At 49.4% G+C, this 16995-nt stretch carries 15 protein-coding genes and 1 CRISPR repeat array; of the genes, 3 read left to right on the top strand and 12 right to left on the bottom strand.

What is annotated here, in order from left to right; translation table 11 throughout:
- Positions 1-121: 121 nt before the first annotated feature.
- Positions 122-1282, bottom strand: a complete 1161-nt coding sequence (locus tag CHH67_RS12000) for a cobalamin-independent methionine synthase II family protein (RefSeq protein ID WP_095265426.1) — start codon at positions 1280-1282, stop codon at positions 122-124.
- A gap of 143 nt (positions 1283-1425) precedes the next feature.
- Positions 1426-1995 (bottom strand): SF0329 family protein, encoded by a 570-nt coding sequence (locus CHH67_RS12005; RefSeq protein ID WP_095265427.1) that lies wholly within the window; start codon positions 1993-1995, stop codon positions 1426-1428.
- 157 nt (positions 1996-2152) lie between these two features.
- On the opposite strand from CHH67_RS12005, the gene CHH67_RS26745 reads away from it, so the two are divergent.
- The gene (locus CHH67_RS26745; RefSeq protein ID WP_244908173.1) at positions 2153-2266 is read left to right on the top strand and encodes a putative holin-like toxin; all 114 of its coding nucleotides are present in this window, start codon (positions 2153-2155) and stop codon (positions 2264-2266) included.
- Positions 2267-2459: 193 nt separating this feature from the next.
- Here the strand turns inward: CHH67_RS26745 and CHH67_RS12010 are convergent, their stop codons facing one another.
- Positions 2460-3629: a DUF4317 domain-containing protein gene (locus CHH67_RS12010; protein WP_095265428.1), complete on the bottom strand. Its 1170-nt coding sequence runs from the start codon at positions 3627-3629 to the stop codon at positions 2460-2462.
- A gap of 362 nt (positions 3630-3991) precedes the next feature.
- A complete protein-coding gene (locus CHH67_RS12015; protein ID WP_095265429.1) occupies positions 3992-4570 on the bottom strand; it encodes an NAD(P)H oxidoreductase in 579 nt (192 codons plus the stop codon).
- A 280-nt stretch (positions 4571-4850) separates the two neighbouring features.
- Between CHH67_RS12015 and CHH67_RS12020 the strand changes: the two genes are divergently transcribed.
- The gene (locus CHH67_RS12020) at positions 4851-5231 is read left to right on the top strand and encodes a winged helix-turn-helix transcriptional regulator (protein ID WP_095265430.1); all 381 of its coding nucleotides are present in this window, start codon (positions 4851-4853) and stop codon (positions 5229-5231) included.
- 34 nt (positions 5232-5265) lie between these two features.
- On the opposite strand, the gene CHH67_RS12025 is transcribed toward CHH67_RS12020, so the two are convergent.
- Positions 5266-6711 (bottom strand): serine hydrolase domain-containing protein, encoded by a 1446-nt coding sequence (locus CHH67_RS12025; protein WP_095265431.1) that lies wholly within the window; start codon positions 6709-6711, stop codon positions 5266-5268.
- Between the two features lie 177 nt (positions 6712-6888).
- Here CHH67_RS12025 and CHH67_RS12030 point away from each other — a divergent pair, with 177 nt between their 5' ends.
- Entirely contained in the window at positions 6889-7476 is a 588-nt protein-coding gene (locus tag CHH67_RS12030) for a GNAT family N-acetyltransferase (protein WP_413773646.1), read from the top strand.
- 68 nt (positions 7477-7544) lie between these two features.
- Here CHH67_RS12030 and CHH67_RS12035 read toward each other — a convergent pair whose 3' ends face one another.
- The 7 genes from CHH67_RS12035 to cas8c form a co-directional block, all read right to left on the bottom strand.
- Positions 7545-8051: a hypothetical protein gene (locus tag CHH67_RS12035; protein ID WP_095265433.1), complete on the bottom strand. Its 507-nt coding sequence runs from the start codon at positions 8049-8051 to the stop codon at positions 7545-7547.
- Between the two features lie 225 nt (positions 8052-8276).
- Positions 8277-10265: a flavocytochrome c gene (locus CHH67_RS12040; RefSeq protein WP_095265434.1), complete on the bottom strand. Its 1989-nt coding sequence runs from the start codon at positions 10263-10265 to the stop codon at positions 8277-8279.
- 532 nt (positions 10266-10797) lie between these two features.
- A CRISPR array of direct repeats spans positions 10798-12116; the repeat unit is 32 nt; unit sequence ATTTCAATCCACGCTCTCACATGGAGAGCGAC.
- 169 nt (positions 12117-12285) lie between these two features.
- Positions 12286-12576: a CRISPR-associated endonuclease Cas2 gene (cas2, locus tag CHH67_RS12045; RefSeq protein ID WP_095265435.1), complete on the bottom strand. Its 291-nt coding sequence runs from the start codon at positions 12574-12576 to the stop codon at positions 12286-12288.
- Between the two features lie 10 nt (positions 12577-12586).
- Positions 12587-13618 carry a type I-C CRISPR-associated endonuclease Cas1c gene (gene cas1c, locus CHH67_RS12050; RefSeq protein WP_095265436.1) on the bottom strand — a complete coding sequence of 344 codons (1032 nt, stop codon included), beginning with the start codon at positions 13616-13618 and terminating at the stop codon, positions 12587-12589.
- On the bottom strand, positions 13615-14274 hold the full coding sequence (gene cas4 / locus CHH67_RS12055; RefSeq protein WP_095265437.1) for a CRISPR-associated protein Cas4: 660 nt from the start codon (positions 14272-14274) through the stop codon (positions 13615-13617). Before cas4 ends, cas1c begins: the two co-directional genes overlap by 4 nt.
- Positions 14264-15115, bottom strand: coding sequence for a type I-C CRISPR-associated protein Cas7/Csd2 (gene cas7c / locus CHH67_RS12060; RefSeq protein WP_095265438.1), 852 nt, complete (start codon positions 15113-15115; stop codon positions 14264-14266). The genes cas4 and cas7c overlap by 11 nt, the downstream gene beginning before the upstream one ends.
- Positions 15112-16995: a type I-C CRISPR-associated protein Cas8c/Csd1 gene (gene cas8c, locus CHH67_RS12065; protein ID WP_095265439.1), complete on the bottom strand. Its 1884-nt coding sequence runs from the start codon at positions 16993-16995 to the stop codon at positions 15112-15114. The genes cas7c and cas8c overlap by 4 nt, the downstream gene beginning before the upstream one ends.

A 16995-nucleotide genomic window follows, 5' to 3' on the forward strand; every position in this document is an offset into this window, starting at 1 on the left:
AGGTTTCTGCCTTGAACCGGGCAGAGGCGCTGTATACAAAAAAAGGATGCCTCGCAAGGGCCATGATAGGCCCTCTGAGTCATCCCTTTATTAGCTCAATGATGCGGATGGTTATCCGAACTTACTTGTTCCAGTATTGCTTGGCAATCTTTTGACCCTGATCGATCTTCGCCCATTGCTGGGCTTCGCTTAGCTCATTACCGCCATCGCAGGATGCAAAGCCGCATTGATGCGAGAGCAGCAGTCGATCCTTATCAAGGATTTTGGAGGCTTCGTTAAGCAGACGGATGACGCGTTCCTCATCATCCAGCGTGCTTGTTTTGGAGGACAGCAGGCCTAGAACAATTTCGGTTTCCGGTCTGTCCTTGAACACCTCCAGTGCCTCAATTGAACCTGCACGATCATCATCCCACTCCAGGAAGAAGCGGTCATATTTCAATTGCTTCAGGAACAGGTTGGCAATTTTCGCATAGGATCCACCGCCCATGTTGCGGGAATCGTAGTTCCCCCGGCAGTTGTGCGTCCACATTTTCAAGCCCAGGCTATGTCCGAAGTCAATCAAAGTATTGTTAATATCAATGAATTCCGTGGCCAGACCCTGTACTTCCTCTTGGTTAACATGCTCCCCGGTAAACGGAGAGTTCGGGTTGTCGTCTGCAAACAGCTCCCACAAGCAATCATCGAATTGCAGGATCTTGCCGCCTGCCGCAGCGAATTCTGACACAAATTCCTTATAGGCCTTCACCAGGCCCGCTTTGAGCTCCTGCTTGTTCTGATACACAGCATCGGTGCCGCCAATGTTATCCGACCAGGACAGCTCACCGTAGATATGCGAAGGGGACGGCACACAAAGTTTCGTTTGGTGATCGCCTGCGAAATCCTGCAGCTGCTTGAACAGCTTGATGAAATGATGGTTCTTGCCGCTCAGCGGGCCCGTAATGCGCAGCCCAATATCCTTGCGTGTCTCATATTTCGAGGTTCCGTCCACATCCCGGAAATAGTAGCCGTGGTCGGCGATATAACGCTCAACTCCAGCAAAGCCCCATACAAAATCCAGATGCCACATCGACTTGGAGAACTCGCCGTCTGTAACCACCGACAGGTTGTGCTCGATCTCTTTCTTAACGACCTGCTTGATCGCCTCTGTCTCACACTCGGCATACCCTTCAAAATCCTCATAAAACGGGTATCGTATATCGTCACGATGTTCAATCTGTGTTTTATATTTCAGCAGTTCTTCCGGACGCAGCAAACTTCCCACGATTTGAAACTTATCCGTCATGTAAATCCCCCCATGTATTGTATATCGAGAATCATATCATGAGGAGCTGCGTTAGAAGGCATACCAATAAATCATAACTAGCTATAGGTAAAAACTATAACAAAAAGGATACGGAGTTCTCCGTATCCAGAGAAGTATATGGCTCACAGCATACTCCGCCGCAGCTCATAAAAGTACTGCACAGCGGGATGCTTTAGCTTCATTGTCTCCGCCATGTTCAGCATTCGCTTTTTGCCAACACGCCTGTCCATCAAAGCTAGAATATTCAACAGGATGTCACGGCTCTCCAGGCTTTCCTCTATCGAAGTCGCTAAATACGCCGTCGCTGCTACGGTAAAGTTGGATTTGCTTAATGCGGTCTGGGCGGACAGAAGCTCCTTGGCAAGTTCGGTTATTTTGCGGTTTCTTGCAATCACCTGCAGACGATCCTCGGGAACGGTTCCTTTCGTATCCTTTCGGACCGCTTCGATTTCATCTGGGGTGACAGGAACCTGGATATTCGGGTCATTCTTGATTTCCTGCTCGGTCTGATACCAACGTATAGGGCCTGCTGTATCACTCATATTGAGCACATTCTTCTTATCGACGGCCAGATAACAAATGCCGGGTTTATCCGGCAGATAACGATAACTGGTTGCCCGGTACTCGACCCTTCCATTTAACGAGGGAGAGAGAAAGCTCTCCAGCTGCTGCTTTAATTTGCTCCAGGACATGGATCCTCCTATGTAACAATATTTCCTTTGCATAAAGTTCAACCAAATTGCGAACGCGGCATCATAGGCGCTGTTCTTCCGATATGGTATAATTAACCATACAACAGAATGGCTGTTATGGGCGGTCGGCTAGTCTCCCGGAAGGGAGGTGATGCCTGTGGAGGTTAAGGATGCTTTGACATTAATGATGCAATTCGGTTCGCTGCTTGTCACGCTTATCGGATTGGTCGTCACGATTGTCTTGGCATTGAACCAAAACAAAAAGAAATAGGCCGCCCTAGGCAAAGGTGACGACCTATTTCTGAACCTTGTACAGCCTACCGCCCTTAAAAGCGGCTGTTGTCAGGAGTGGGGATGTTAGCAGCATCCTCGCTCCACTTTATTATATACATATTGTACCATAAAATTACCCCGCATTGTAACTGCAGAAAAGTCCGAGATCCATTCCGGTGCGACGAACGCCCCTATAACAGCGTCTCCGTCGTCAGCGTAAAACCTTCAATGACGGCATCCTCATCGACCTCAATCAGAATGCAGCGTTTCCCCTGGTAGTTCACCTGCTTCACATACCTTAAATCCTGCGGGCTGAGCGAGATCGTGGCGACCTTCGTATTAATCTTAATCGACTTGGACGAAAATTTAGGAATCACACTGCTCGCCTTCAGTTCATAATTCCGGTCATCCACCACCGTCTCGAACGCTCGCTCCACCTTTTCCGGTGTCACGTCCTCCACACCGCTGACGGTCAGCACGCGCTCCACATCTTTATAATCCAGCCTCGGCGGCTCTTCCGCCTCTTGGTTGCTTTCAATGACAGCGTTGATTTCCTCATATACATGGGCGAGCGTAGCGGCGTCGAGCTGTTCGCCCGCCACTTCCTTCACGATCTCCTCGAAGACGCCCCGCTCCTCCATGGCGGTCATAGACCTTTCGGCATTCAATACCTGCTCGATGAAATGCGGGTTCGGATCATTCGATTTGCCCGTGCAGTACAGAATGCGATTCACATCGGAATAATTGTCCGTCACGCTGGGGTAGAAGAACCCCTGCTCCGGTGTACTCAATTTAATAATCGGATCCACGATGACATTGTACTTGAATTCCTTCTCTACATAATCGAACAGGAGCGTCTTCCGGTGCTTCTCGGTGGAATTGACGCTGCACAGGATGAATGGATGCCCGAACACCTCATCCTTGCCGGTCTCCTCGGCTTCCTCATTCCGGGCCTTGGTCGGACGGTAGTAAGTTCCGCGAACGAACGTTACAACCGTATCCCGTTCATACTTGGTATCCTCCATCATTTTGTCCACTAACATCAGCATCAGGTCCTGCCACTCTTCCGGATCTCCTGTCGACAGCCCTTGGTGGAGCATCACCCGCGTCGGTTCCCCCGTATCCGCCTGAAACTTCAATTCGAACAGCTTATGATCCAGTTCACCGGTCAGCAGCTTTTTGAAATTGCCCATGTACAGCTCCTGCTTCTCCCGGTCCAACAATTCGAACGGCTGCCGCTCCCAGTGATAGATTTCATTCGTTTCCTTCATAATGTATACGTTCAGAATGTCGTCGATCTTCAGCAGATCGTTATCGAGCTTAAATTGCTTGCGTATATGTGCGACTTCCTTCTTGATCATAGTGTGTCAGACAACTCCTAGAAAGTTAAATTGGCTCTACCAGTATATACGATATACACCCCCTTCGCTAGCGAAGCTGAACGACTTGCCTGCCGATTCAACAAGCTCTCTCATTTGATTACTATATTTAACCAGTCAGTATAGCCCTCTTGTAGCAGCCAGTTCATAGAACTGTCATAGAGCGTATGCCAAAGATTTCATTTGTGAAAAAATGACACCATTTGAGGGTAGCACAAAATTCCACCGCCTGTGTATGGCCGTGGAATGATATGATGGGGGGACTGGATACCGGGTCATAGCGCCCCCCTCTTCTTCTTTCCGCCAAAGCGAACCCCAACATCCTCGCTGACCCGCCGTGTTACTTAATGATCCTTACCATAATTAAGCCCCAGGCGGTAAGCCTGATTCAGCAGCATGTCATAGTGCTCAGGCTTGGAATCCAGGGTCTCGTATAGGAGTTCCACCTTGGAATTGGACACACCGCAATAATCGGCAATGCCCACATTCAGCAGATGGGTGATCATTTCATCATAGTTGCGCTTTTGCATCTGCTCCTTCGATACGCCTGCCAGACCGATCCACAACACATGCTCATGATGAAGGTGGTTGGCCCCGTAAGCAAACCCATTGTTCCAGACGCGGTCAATATATCCCTTTAACATCGCCGGCAAATGCCACCACCAGACTGGAAAAACAAACGCCAGCGCATCATGCGCCTTCATCCGGTTGATTTCCTTCTCTACTTCAGGAGAGAAGATCTGTTCCGAAGCGGTCCAATCGGGCTCATCTGCGCCTTGCAGAACCGGATCAAAACCAATCCTGTGCAAATCCAGCACCTCCGCCTCATGACCCGCCTCAGCAAGACCTTGTACGAACCGATCAGCCACCTTGAAGGTCAAGGAATCCTGCCTCGGATGTGAAACGACAGTTAACACGTTCATGATGGTATCCCCACTACCTTTCGCAATCGCTCATTTCTAGCCATGATCCCTGGCTGATGCTATTATAAACAGTAAGAAACGGGGCTGGAAGAACGCACTTTGAAGTGCTATAGGGAGATGCAGGTGCCCTAGGAACATGGAGGTGCCCTGCGGTAATTCCCCTTGCAGCGACAAAGGGACGACCTTGACCTAAGGGACCTGACCTAAGGAGCGTATGGATCCCATGGATTCGGCGGGTTGTTCCGAGCCCAACTCAGCCTTTTAACGGAGGTTTAAGCGAATGCGTGAACAGATGGATGATTCCGTTCAGAAGAAGTATCAAATCGGCGTGGAAGCCGCTTTAGAAGTCATGGGTGGAAAGTGGAAGCCGCTCATTATATATCATTTGATGACAGGACGGAAACGGACGTCCGAGCTGCGCCGGTTAATTCCCGGAATTACTCAGAAAATGCTGACCACGCAGCTCAGAGGTCTGGAGAAGGATGAGATCATTACACGCCAGGTGTATAATGAAGTCCCTCCGAAAGTGGAGTATGAGTTAACGCCCTACGGCTGGGGATTGAAGCCCGCGCTGGACCATCTATGCTATTGGGGTGAAGATCATCTGGATAAAATATATGGAGATAAATCCAAGGTGCTGGAGGAGTTCCATGACTCATGAGCCGCGCGCTCATCCGGATCTCTCCTCCTGTAGCCTAATTCGCCAATCGTCCCCTCACCCTGTATCCCGCGATATTCATCGATACATTGATATGAAACTCCAGATCCATCCCGCCCCCATCCAGGAAAGTCATCATATACGTCACCACATAAGGTGTCTCAATATAGAACAAGGTTAACTGAAGTGTGTTCTCATTCTGCCAGACGGCGTAGGTTACAACCTCCTGCCGATGCAAGGCCAAATCTTTATGAAAGACATCCTGTGTATGCATCGGCCCTGAATAATCAAAAGGCAGCACATGATCCGGCTCATCTGCATAAGTCATGACAAGCTCCAGCTGCTGCGCTTCCTTGAGATAGAAGGCAACGGTTCGCAATCCACGCGGGTTATCGTCCATTAGGTAGCGGCTGGCATGCACAAGGGGCAAGCGGACGGGGACCGGCTGAGGCGCAGGGACCCGGCTGCGGAGATGGGCCAGCCGTTGCTGCAGCTCGGCATGCGTTTGCGGGTTATAGGTTACGCCGCTGTCCAAGCGATCGATAATATACGCATAGATCAGATCCAGAAGGGTCTGGAGCGGCTGCATGCTCTTGAAGCTGGAGGTGGCGGCTATGACGATATTTTCCTTAGGCGCTACAAAACATAACTGACCAAACCCGCCATCCCCCCGGTAACACCCGCGCCGGCATATATGAAACTGGTAGCCATAGCCCTGGGCGGAATCGATGCGCACTGCCCCGGCACGATTGTCGCTTTGTTCGGTGGTCGCCAGCTCCAGAAACCGCTCGGAAACTACCCTTTTACCCGCGTAGACACCTCGGTTCGCAAGCATCAGACCAAATTTGGCGATATCTTCGGTTGTCATGCTAAGTCCCATGCCGCCGGCCGTGATGCCGAGAGGGCAAGTCTCCCAGACTGGATGCTGGATTCCGAGCGGTTCGAATAGTCTGGGCATCAGATAATCCATCATATCCTGGCCGGTCGCCTGCTTAATGATCGCCGACAGCATATAGGTTGAGTGCGTGCTGTAGCGGTAGTGAGTCCCCGGTTCATGCTCGACATCCAGAGCCAGATAGGCGGTTACCCAGTCCTGCTCCTTCGCCACTTGATCATAGATGTTATCATGGTGCCCTGCGTTCATGGACAACAGGTGATGCACGGTCATCTTGGCGAGATTCGGTGAGATGACATCCGGACACTGGTCGGGGAAGAAAGAGATCACAGGATCGTCCAGGTTCAGGAATCCCTCATCGGATGCGATGCCTACGGCGATGGCGGTGAAGCTTTTGCTAAGGGAAAATAATAATTGCGGGGTATCCCGCCGATACGGCGGCCGCCAGAATTGAGCGGTAGCCTTGCCATCCTGCAGCAGCACAAAGCTGTTCACCTCCAATTGCAGCTGCTCCAAGCGGTTCACAAATTCGATGAGCGCTTGCGAGGACAGTCGATGATTCTCAGGGATATCTGTGATTAGTGCCAATATGGACGCCTCCTGCCTTTTACTTCTTTATGCCATTTCAATCCTCATAGAAGGATAGTACATGAATTGACCGAAACTCCCCGTCCGGAACAACCACCCGGCCGCGCTGAAAAATTTTCATTGAAAAGTGGATAAACGGCATGGTATAGTGATTGGAAATATTTTCATGGAGTTGAGATGATGCGTACTCTTCCGATCGATCCTTTATTGCTGGACTTCCCTGAAAGTTTTGAGAGCGAACGACTGTTGATTCGTGCCCCGCTATGGGGAGATGGTGCGGCGGTCAACGAGGCGGTCCGTGAAAGTGTCGAGGAATTACGACCATGGATGCCCTGGGCGCAGACCGTTCCGACCATCGAGGAATCCGAACTTAGCATTCGGCGAGCGAGGGTGCATTTTTTGGAGCGCAAGGACATGAGGCTGCATCTCGTGCATAAGGACACAGGACAGCTCATCGGCAGCAGCGGGCTTCACCGCATGAATTGGAAGTCGCGGAGCTTTGAGATCGGGTATTGGGTGCGCACTTCTTGTCAACAACAAGGCTATATCACCGAAGCCGTACATGCCATAACCCACTTTGCCATCCGCGAACTGCAAGCGAGCCGGATCGAGATCCGGTGCGATTCGCGCAATACGCGAAGCCGCCGTGTCGCGGAGCGGGCAGGCTTCACCTTAGACGGCATTCTCCGGCAAGATATGCTGGACGTCCAAGGCGCGCTGAGAGATACGATGGTATTCTCCAAAGTACGCGGAGTTGAATTCTAGGAGAATATGCATACCGCGCTGGGATGAAGAGGGGAGCCCTCCCCTCTTTTGCAGCGCAGGGAGTATCTTTATTTCACCCGCTTGATCGATACCGATTGATCCGGGAAATGCAGCACCACATTCCCGCCGGATGAGAACAGCACCTCGAACGATAGCATCGACTCGTTAACCGGCATAATCTCCTCGTATAACCAGTCGTCGATTTCCGGATGCATCACACACTGATCGTTATCATAGTTGAGATGCTGGTACTGAATATAGGACACCTTATCGAAGCAGAGGCACCACAATTCCTCATTCTCTTCGTTATCAATATCACTGGAGAGCGTGAAATGCACGCTCATATCATGCAGGCTCCGATGTTCAATATCCATCTTGGTCAGACGGTAATCATGAAATCCCCACGAGTTAAAATGGGCATACACATCCACGGGCAGCCGGGAAGAAAGCGTCTTCAGAATAGCACTGTAGGCTTCGCGGTTGTGCTGCCACTGCCTGTCCACTTCTTGCCGTTCTTCCTCAGGAACGTTATCCGTATTCTGCGCTATAAATAAATCATATCGAAAATATTTCATTTCCACTCTCTCCTGTCTGAATCATCTTATCAAGGCGAGTCAGGTTATATAGGTGTATATTCATCCACTATAGCTGGGTTTGGGCCGCATTTCAAATTTGCGGTTCGGTGATACGTTCTGCCTAAGCCATATTCAGATAAACAGGAAGAAGCCCCTGCTTCTCTCCACAGTAAAGGTGGCAGAAGAAGCAGAGGCTTGTATGGTTGTTATCCGTGCGTACTCGAATTAATTGCCCGCTGCACTAGCTCCGGCAATTCGCCCGAAGGTGAAAATATCCGTAATCGCGTTGCCGCCAAGCCGGTTGCCTGCATGAACACCGCCAGCTACCTCACCAGCTGCGAACAGGCCTTCAATCGGGCTGCCTTCGGTATTCAATACCTGGGCCTTTTCGTTAATCTCAAGGCCTCCCATGGTATGGTGCACCGATGGAGTCCTTGGTGTTGCAAAGAACGGAGCGGTTTCCAGCTTATTCCCAAAATTCTTCTTACCGAATTCTGGATCGAATTGGTTGTCTACATAGGTGTTATACTTCTTCATCTCGGCCACAAAGGTATCCACCGGAACCCCCATCTGCTCGGCCAATTCCTCCAGGGTATCAGCGACGAATATATTCTTGTTCTTGATCAGGTCTTGATAGTTATCGCCCCAGCCTGTCTTCCCATTCAGATCGGGGTTACCCAGCGAAGTATTATCGCTGATGATGAAGAAGGTTTGATCCGTCTGCTCCAGAGCAGCGGCAGCTAGCACGTCTCTTTCCGCGTACTCGTTCACGTATCGCTTGCCTTCCTTGTTTACGAAAATCTGGGTTTCCGCACTCCCCCACACGCCGCCGGACAAGGCCCCTGTTCCCGGCTGACCGCTCGGCATCAGCTGGATAAAGCCCATGCCCCACAGGCTCGCTCCGACTTCCTTACCCATAACAATACCGTCGCCTGTAGCATTCGTCGTGTTGGTTGTCAGAATATTGGCATCCAGTTCAGGCCAGTAGTTATTGTATTCCAGAACCATTTCCGTGTTCGCACCAAAACCGCCAGTCGCCATAACGACGCCCTTCGAAGCCATTAGGGTGACCGGAGTGCCGTCCGATTGCTCGGCAGTCACGCCCGTAACTCTGCCATTTTCGACAATCAGTCGGGTCGCTTTCGTATTCAACATGATTTCCGCGCCGAGATCTGTCGCTCTTTTTTCCATATTGTTAATGTAGCCCATTCCGAGTGGTTCGACGTTATGGTGAGTTCTAGGCCACAGGGCACCCAAAACCGTACCGATGCCGTCCTGGAACTTCACGCCATGGCTCTCCAGCCACTCAATCGTGCTATAGCTGTTGGACGTGAGGGTATCGACCAGTTCGAATTTACCGGAGATTTCTTTGCCCTCCAGATCGGTTCGTTTGCCGCCGATATAGGTATGAATCGCATGCAGCTCTGGGGAATCGAATAACTTGCTCGTATCCCCGCTCTTAAAGTATTCCTCAATCTGTCCCTTGAGTGTTCTCAGCGTATCCGCATAATCGCCGAATTCTTGCTCGTCGAAGGCAAGAATTTCCTCGAGCTCATTGGTCAGCGCTTTGGTCATCTCAACATTAGGCTGTCTGACCGGATCATAGGAGTTGAATTCGCCTCCCGAACGAAGGGTGTTCCCGCCGAGCGAAGGTGATTTTTCGATCAGAATAACCTTGGCTCCGTTCTCCGCAGCCGAGACCGCAGCAGCCAGACCCGCTCCACCTCCGCCGATCACAACAACCTCGGTGTCCTTGGAAATCGCTTCCTTAGCAGCCGATTTAATCGGTTCCCTGTTCTTTAATTCATCGATATCGGCGCCGGCCTTCGCCAAAGCATCGGCAATCGCCTCGATCAGACCTTCGCTGGACACGGAGGCGCCGGACACCACCTCAACCTTCAAACTCTGTCCTTCTACTATTTTCTGCGGAATGATATCAAAGACCGCATCGCTGACTCCCTCCGTATCCTGCTGCTCCAGCACTTTGACCGATAGAATCTTGCTGGCATCAACCGTCACCTCTACCTTAATCGTACTATGTAGGCCTTGCGCTTCCCCCGTATAAGTCCCCGGCGTGTAAATCCCCTGGGGATCCGCCGTTTCAGCGACCTCTTCCTTGTCCGAGCCGCTGCACCCGATCATACTCATAATCAAAATAAATACGAGTGCTACTAAAAAACTTTTTCTTCCGTACTTGCCCCTAAGATGTCTCATGCTACCTACTCCTTCTCGTAGTTTGTTATTTTTTTCACAATATAAGTGAAAAAAATCACGAGTTTGCCGAAAGCAAATTCGCTTACCTGATGATTATACACGCTTTGTTTTGTAAGCCATGTGCTATTTTTCACTACCTTAGTGTTAACGGTAATGGCAATACGCTGTTAGCAGGTCCATGGGCGATATACACAAGACCACGTCTCGCATGGCGTGCAACCGCTCATCCATTTTCATCAAAATAAAGAGCTCAAATCAGAGATCAGTGCTTGATTTTCAGTGAAGTATGCCGCTACGGGGAATGAGGGGACTTCCGATCGCTGCCCACCCCCAGATTTCTTGATTACTACCGCCTCAGCGGTTGAAATCCGGGGACAAAGGCGAGCGCTTTGCTTCTCCAGTCTCCCTCTTCCCCTTCGCTTCAAGCCTGTTATGATTTCAAGCACTGGTGATTAGGTTGGAGCCAAATAATCCATGGGCTCACACGGAGAGCGACAATCTCTTGGACTTTGTGAGTATAATTGGCTTTCAAATTTCAATTCACGCTCTCACATGGAGAGCGACCTAAACCATTTTTTACCGTCCCTAAGCTAATCAGATTTCAATCCACGCTCTCACATGGAGAGCGACTATGCTCGGGGAATCTTACTATTGCCCAAAATGCAGAATTTCAATCCACGCTCTCACATGGAGAGCGACCGAAGCATCAAACCGTCCGTTTACCGACAATCGGACAATTTCAATCCACGCTCTCACATGGAGAGCGACAAAAAGTAGTTTCCCACCGCCCCCTTTTGATCAGATTTCAATCCACGCTCTCACATGGAGAGCGACTTAGATGGAGAGGGCGGCTTGATTGCCAGTGTTGAATTTCAATCCACGCTCTCACATGGAGAGCGACCTTATTTGATAATAGTAATGTTGATTTTATTTAAATATTTCAATCCACGCTCTCACATGGAGAGCGACACTTATTGTAATTTTCAATTGCTTCATAAAGCGAAATTTCAATCCACGCTCTCACATGGAGAGCGACCACCGATTTACAACGTACAACCACTAGACCCAAAAGATTTCAATCCACGCTCTCACATGGAGAGCGACGAGCGTAAAGTAACCGAGCAAAAGGGCCCTAACTTTATTTCAATCCACGCTCTCACATGGAGAGCGACAGGCACAAAGGTAACGTTCGATGCGATTACCACAAAAATTTCAATCCACGCTCTCACATGGAGAGCGACGTGCAGTCATCATATCATCCTCTCACCACATCTTTGCATTTCAATCCACGCTCTCACATGGAGAGCGACAAGTTCGACCGGTCCGGATTTGAGCGGCTGAAAATATTTCAATCCACGCTCTCACATGGAGAGCGACCTTTTCCGGTGTCGTCCCTTTTTATGTGGAGATCATTTCAATCCACGCTCTCACATGGAGAGCGACCTGCGTGTGCGAGACTTGCGGAGTTACTTTTCTAAATTTCAATCCACGCTCTCACATGGAGAGCGACGATTACGGAGCAGGACGTTGAGGACCCGTTGAAGCTGCTTATTTCAATCCACGCTCTCACATGGAGAGCGACGATTGGCGTTGAGAATCCGTATGCGATCCGGTACGGGATTTCAATCCACGCTCTCACATGGAGAGCGACGCGTTAGGGTGATTCGTCAAATTGAAATTGGATGATTTCAATCCACGCTCTCACATGGAGAGCGACGTTGATTTTATCGCGGGTGTGTTTACAGGAGACTGATTTCAATCCACGCTCTCACATGGAGAGCGACTCCAATACGAATATCGAGCAGCTTGGTAACGCGATATTTCAATCCACGCTCTCACATGGAGAGCGACAGCGGGCCTTGCGAAGCCTTGAGCCACAAGGCTTCGCATGCCTAAAAGTGCGAACCTACTTTGCGAGCACGAATTTTTTCATTAATTTCAGCCAAAATCTCTACAAACCCTTTAATGACGCGGGGTGCGAACCTCCCAGGGATTTGATGTGCGCTTGGGGTTCGCACCACTAGAAGATAAGCGGCTCTTCTAAATCTATCGCCGGCTTGGCCCCAATGTGCTCTACTTTGGTTTTGTAGTTATTGCCTAACCGATAGAAGCGCAAGCTATCTTTTTCTTCATCAATTAACTGGGTCAACTCCAATTTCAGAGCAGTGAACTGGGCTGCATCCACAATGCACTCAAACACGGAGTTCTGCACCCGCTGCCCGTAATTCTGGCACGCCTTGGACACTTTACGCAGCCTTGCAGCACCTCCTGCCCCAGACGTTTGAACATCATAAGTAATGAGTACAAGCATTAGGGCTCACCTACTTCCATAAGAATGGCGGATACTCATCTAAATCACCGCGCAAGAAACGAGCCAATAATAAGGCCTGAACGTAGGGAACCAGCCCCCAAGAGATTTTCTCACCCAGATAGGGATGTGTAATACTTTCTTGTTTCTTGGTTTGCCATGCTTTCAGAAACGATTTACGCGCCTCGTCCGTCATCAGTACAGCTCCGTTTTCTTTTGTAACAAAATCGCTGGCTGTCACTTCTTTTCGATTGATCAGCGATAGCACAAATCGGTCTGCATAAATCCCTCGCAGCTCTTCCATTAGATCCAAAGCCAGTGAAGCGCGGCCAGGACGGTCTTGGTGCATAAAGCCGACATAAGCGTCGAGGCCCACGGTCTCCAGTGCCGCAGCTGTATCTTTAGCCAAGAGCGTGTAAGCGAAAGACAACATGGCATTCACTTTATCCTTAGGCGGCCTCCTGGATCTCCCATGAAAGAAGAACTCTTCTTTCTGCTGCAATATCATCTGATCAAACACACGGTTATAGTAAACCGCCGCTTGACCTTCCCAGCCTCGCAGACTTTCCAGGTTATTACTGTTACGGACTTCCCGCATAATGTCCGAGAGCTGACCCGACACGGTTTTAAATTGTTCAACATCAATTCGCAGCGGATATTCCCGCGTCATACGCTCCAGGATCCACTTATGGTTATAAACTTTCCCTGTAATGAAGTTTCGTGCGATCTTCGTTGCTTGCTCTTCATGATCAGAAATTCGGTACTGCGTCTTTCGCAAAATGACGTTTCCCCGGCTCTCACCGATCACTCTTGCCAAGAATCTGCCACTTTGTGTCAAGAAAGTGATGGAAATATTCCGCTCAGCGCAATACCCCATTAGCGCAGGACTAGCCCCCGTGTATCCAAAGCTGACGATGGCCTCCAAGTTATGAAGCGGCAACCGGCCCAGCTTCTCATCACCTTTAAGCAATAACACATTGTCACCATCAAGTGCCAAGTAGGTGTCAGGCTGAGTGACATACAACGTATTAAGCAGCTTCCTCATTCCCTCAGCCTCCCCTCGATGTAGCTTTGGACGGAGCGTTTATGCATTAGATTAGGCACACAGATATGCTGTAAGGAGCAATTTTTGCAGAATGGACCTGTCTTTACCTTCGGCGTGTGACGTTTATCGTAGTAATGATGCATTTCCGTTGCCATTTGTCTTACTTGGTCCCGCAGCATGTCACTAATCGGAACTTCGATGCGATGCTTGATCTCGTTGTAGAATATGTACCCTGTGTCCACACGGCACAGCATCATCTCTTCCAGGCACATCGCTTGGGCTGCTAGCTGAATGACGTCTTCGTCTCCTTTTTTCGGCTTCCCCCGCTTATATTCAACCGGGTAGACCTTATAAGTACCCTTCACTCCCGCCAGCTCTACGCCATCCGGGTCCTGGATAAATTCAACCACGTCACAAATTCCACTAAGCTGCAGTTCCTTGGACTGAATCGGCATTGCGCGAACAATCAACTTGTCTCTACGCTTTTCTTTGATAAAAGGTTGATCCGCTCTATGATGCAAGTGCTGACCTTCAATCGTTCTAGCATTCTCTTCCCACTGCTGCTCGATATGAATCAGGGCCCACTGACGTTTGCAGAATTGGAAATGCTGGAGCCCTGACAACATCAAATAGCGGTCCTCGTCATTAACGACCATCAATAACCTCGACATTCAAACCATCGAGTTCCTCAAGTTCAATTGTATAATCATCAAAGCTTTTGGGGTCCACAGTTTCCGAACGAACCGTTAAGGAACGATGCACCTTGGCCGACGAATATTGTCCCAGCTTGGAAGAATGATTCCACCAGTAAACCTTATGGACTTCCATACTGCCTTCTGGGCGAGCAGAAGAACTGTCATTTTCAAAAAGCGTAATCAACGCCTGCTTGATTTTCTCGGCATCTTCTTCTGTAAAACCTGTCTTCTCCGCAAGTTGGGTGTTAATACTGCCCTTGAACACGTACACGCCAAAATCCACACGATGCTTCATGCCCATCGTATCGGAGCTGCGCTTGTCCCCCGTTACGGAGTTGACGCTTTTGGTGATCTGCGTGCTGACAATATCGATCGGGTGAACGCTAGTTGCAGTATGAATGGACACAGGACCACGGACGCCTACAGACAGCTCGGAACCTTTGAAAGCAAATACTTGTCCAAAGCTGCGCACATCAATCCATTCTTGACAAGCGAGTTTGGCAAATTCATCGGTTGATGCATTTTTCCCTTTCAGCATTTTCGCCAGCTCCGGATGAGCATCCGCACGTTCACGCAAACTTTTGAATTCATCCGCTTTTCTGTCATCGGACTGGACGAAAACCTTCTCTCCCATATCCAGCAAGCGGTTGCGGATTTTACGTTTGATAGCTACATCGGAGATCTCTCCGTGGCCATCATAATTTTGACGAGGACGATTGCCGTTCAAAGGGTCCCCATTCGGATTGGCTTTTGTAACTGATAAAATAACAGCAAAATCAATTTTATGATCAAGAATGCTCATTCGTTTGTATCCTCCTCTTTTTTCTTATAAAGTTCACGGCGTTGACTGTAGAATCCCAGCAAATATTGCTCTGTTAAAGGAGCATTATTAAAGTCGCCATCCTTAAATTGATCGGCGATCTCATCAATCATCTTGGATAAATAGGTGGCTTTCGTACCCAGTTTGGCCTGATAAGGCTGCAGACTGGCCTGAATTGTTTTCCAGGTTCTACTAGGATTCTGGGCAAAAGAGTTCATATAACGAATCGCGTTGGTGGACCTCGTCTCGTCTTTGCCAAGCGCCCCTCGCTCCAGCACATCCGCCACAGCCAGCAAGCGGCCAAACAGATAACTTCGATCCTTGGACTCGGTGTTTAGCGGCACATTCCATTCCTCCTTTTGTTCCAGCAGCATTTTCCGGATCAATGCGCATGCAATACTTAGCGTCTTCTCCCATTCCCACCGTTCCATCGAAACCGGATTCGAAGCCCGATGGAAGGCACTCCTAACAATGTCTCGGGGAACTGCGCGTCCATCAACGATGCAAGGAATAACCCGTTCCATCAACCCTTTGACGATCTTTTCACTCGCTCTTGGGCCATAAGCTGCAAAAGCAATATCCTTGGTTGCTGGCGCTCCATAGAATGAAATAAACTTCTCTTCATCCCTGCGGTACCGATGCTCCCAGGCACAAGACTTGTGCCACTCTTCCAAACGGTTTAAATACAGCTCTTTATTCATATGGCGATAGTAAAGCACCGCCATTCGGCCCGTCGTTGCCGAGTCCAGAACGAGAATATTCACTTCTGCTTGGTATGTAAGGTCATTCCTGAACCCGTCAATTGCTCGTTTTACTTGTTCGGCATACGGTTTGTCCGTATCTGGTTCCCGTTCGATTTCCCGGCCTGAATGCCGCATCATGTCTACAATATCTTCGTCCGTATTCGGAACAGGACCATTATCGTTGCCCCACACCAGGAAGACGCGTTCATCGATTGTTTTCCCTTGACGGTGAATCAGCCATTTCAAGGCGTTATGCGCTTTCTGCGATACTTCATAACTGATCGCTACGGCTTCCTTACTCGATTTGAAGCGTCCGCGAAAAGTGAAGCCAGAATTGTCATTCGCAGAAATTAACTTTGCTTTGTCAGCCGCATGACGAATTTTGTTCGCATGCCGCTCCGTACTCGGACGAGTTTTTCCGGTAACGAAACAAACATCCTGTTCCCCCAGCTTCTGATTGTAAAAGGCAATGAAGGAATCATACATCGTTTTATCTTTCCAAACTTCCTCCGGTGAATCAGGGGTGAACACATTAAATCTGATAAAAGCACTGGACGTATCTGCAGCCCCGCTTGAGAAAATAGGTGGCTTTTCCCCGAGCTTCTCTTCGTATTTTTTATCCCATTTCTCTATCAATCGACCGTTCTCGTCCAGCTTGATGATTTCTTCGGCCACCAAGTCCTCGATTAATCGGCCTTTGCGTAAATACGTATAAATACATTTCAATTTCTCAGTGGCATATGGCGAATTGGCCCATTCTTCTAAATTATGGATGTACTTGTCAAAAGGCAGCTCATCCGGATTTTTAATCTGACCGCCATACTTTACAAAATCACCAGCGACATAACTCAACTTGTCGTGTAACGGGTATGGAGCAACCTTGGAGCCTGATCGACTCGCTGACTCCTCGGTGCATGGGATTAAAGTGCTCTCTTTATCAAGCACCCTAGCCTTCAGAAAATCACCGTCTTCATCGATCGTAACTTCTATATGTGCATTCTGGGTCGTATGTGACACAGGGAGCAGCGTGTATTCCCGGTCACTACGTTTTTTCACCGTTTTACCAACTTGATCTAAATTAGCTTCATAGGTTTCATACAGGTGGAGCAGCCAACTCAT

Origin of the sequence: Paenibacillus campinasensis (assembly GCF_002272015.1) — a bacterium.
Taxonomy (GTDB): Bacteria; Bacillota; Bacilli; order Paenibacillales; family Paenibacillaceae; genus Paenibacillus_AQ; species Paenibacillus_AQ campinasensis.

Bases quoted from the DNA above. Each gene is read 5' to 3' on its own strand.
- CHH67_RS12020 (WP_095265430.1), top strand. From the start codon at position 4,851: ATGCGTGAACAGATGGATGATTCCGTTCAGAAGAAGTATCAAATCGGC.
- cas2 (WP_095265435.1), bottom strand. From the start codon at position 12,576: ATGCTTGTACTCATTACTTATGATGTTCAAACGTCTGGGGCAGGAGGT.
- cas7c (WP_095265438.1), bottom strand. From the start codon at position 15,115: ATGAGCATTCTTGATCATAAAATTGATTTTGCTGTTATTTTATCAGTT.
- CHH67_RS12010 (WP_095265428.1), bottom strand. From the start codon at position 3,629: ATGATCAAGAAGGAAGTCGCACATATACGCAAGCAATTTAAGCTCGAT.
- CHH67_RS12035 (WP_095265433.1), bottom strand. From the start codon at position 8,051: ATGAAATATTTTCGATATGATTTATTTATAGCGCAGAATACGGATAAC.
- CHH67_RS12040 (WP_095265434.1), bottom strand. From the start codon at position 10,265: ATGAGACATCTTAGGGGCAAGTACGGAAGAAAAAGTTTTTTAGTAGCA.
- CHH67_RS12000 (WP_095265426.1), bottom strand. From the start codon at position 1,282: ATGACGGATAAGTTTCAAATCGTGGGAAGTTTGCTGCGTCCGGAAGAA.
- CHH67_RS12005 (WP_095265427.1), bottom strand. From the start codon at position 1,995: ATGTCCTGGAGCAAATTAAAGCAGCAGCTGGAGAGCTTTCTCTCTCCC.
- cas8c (WP_095265439.1), bottom strand. From the start codon at position 16,995: ATGAGTTGGCTGCTCCACCTGTATGAAACCTATGAAGCTAATTTAGAT.
- CHH67_RS12030 (WP_413773646.1), top strand. From the start codon at position 6,889: ATGATGCGTACTCTTCCGATCGATCCTTTATTGCTGGACTTCCCTGAA.
- cas4 (WP_095265437.1), bottom strand. From the start codon at position 14,274: ATGGTCGTTAATGACGAGGACCGCTATTTGATGTTGTCAGGGCTCCAG.
- cas1c (WP_095265436.1), bottom strand. From the start codon at position 13,618: ATGAGGAAGCTGCTTAATACGTTGTATGTCACTCAGCCTGACACCTAC.
- CHH67_RS12015 (WP_095265429.1), bottom strand. From the start codon at position 4,570: ATGAACGTGTTAACTGTCGTTTCACATCCGAGGCAGGATTCCTTGACC.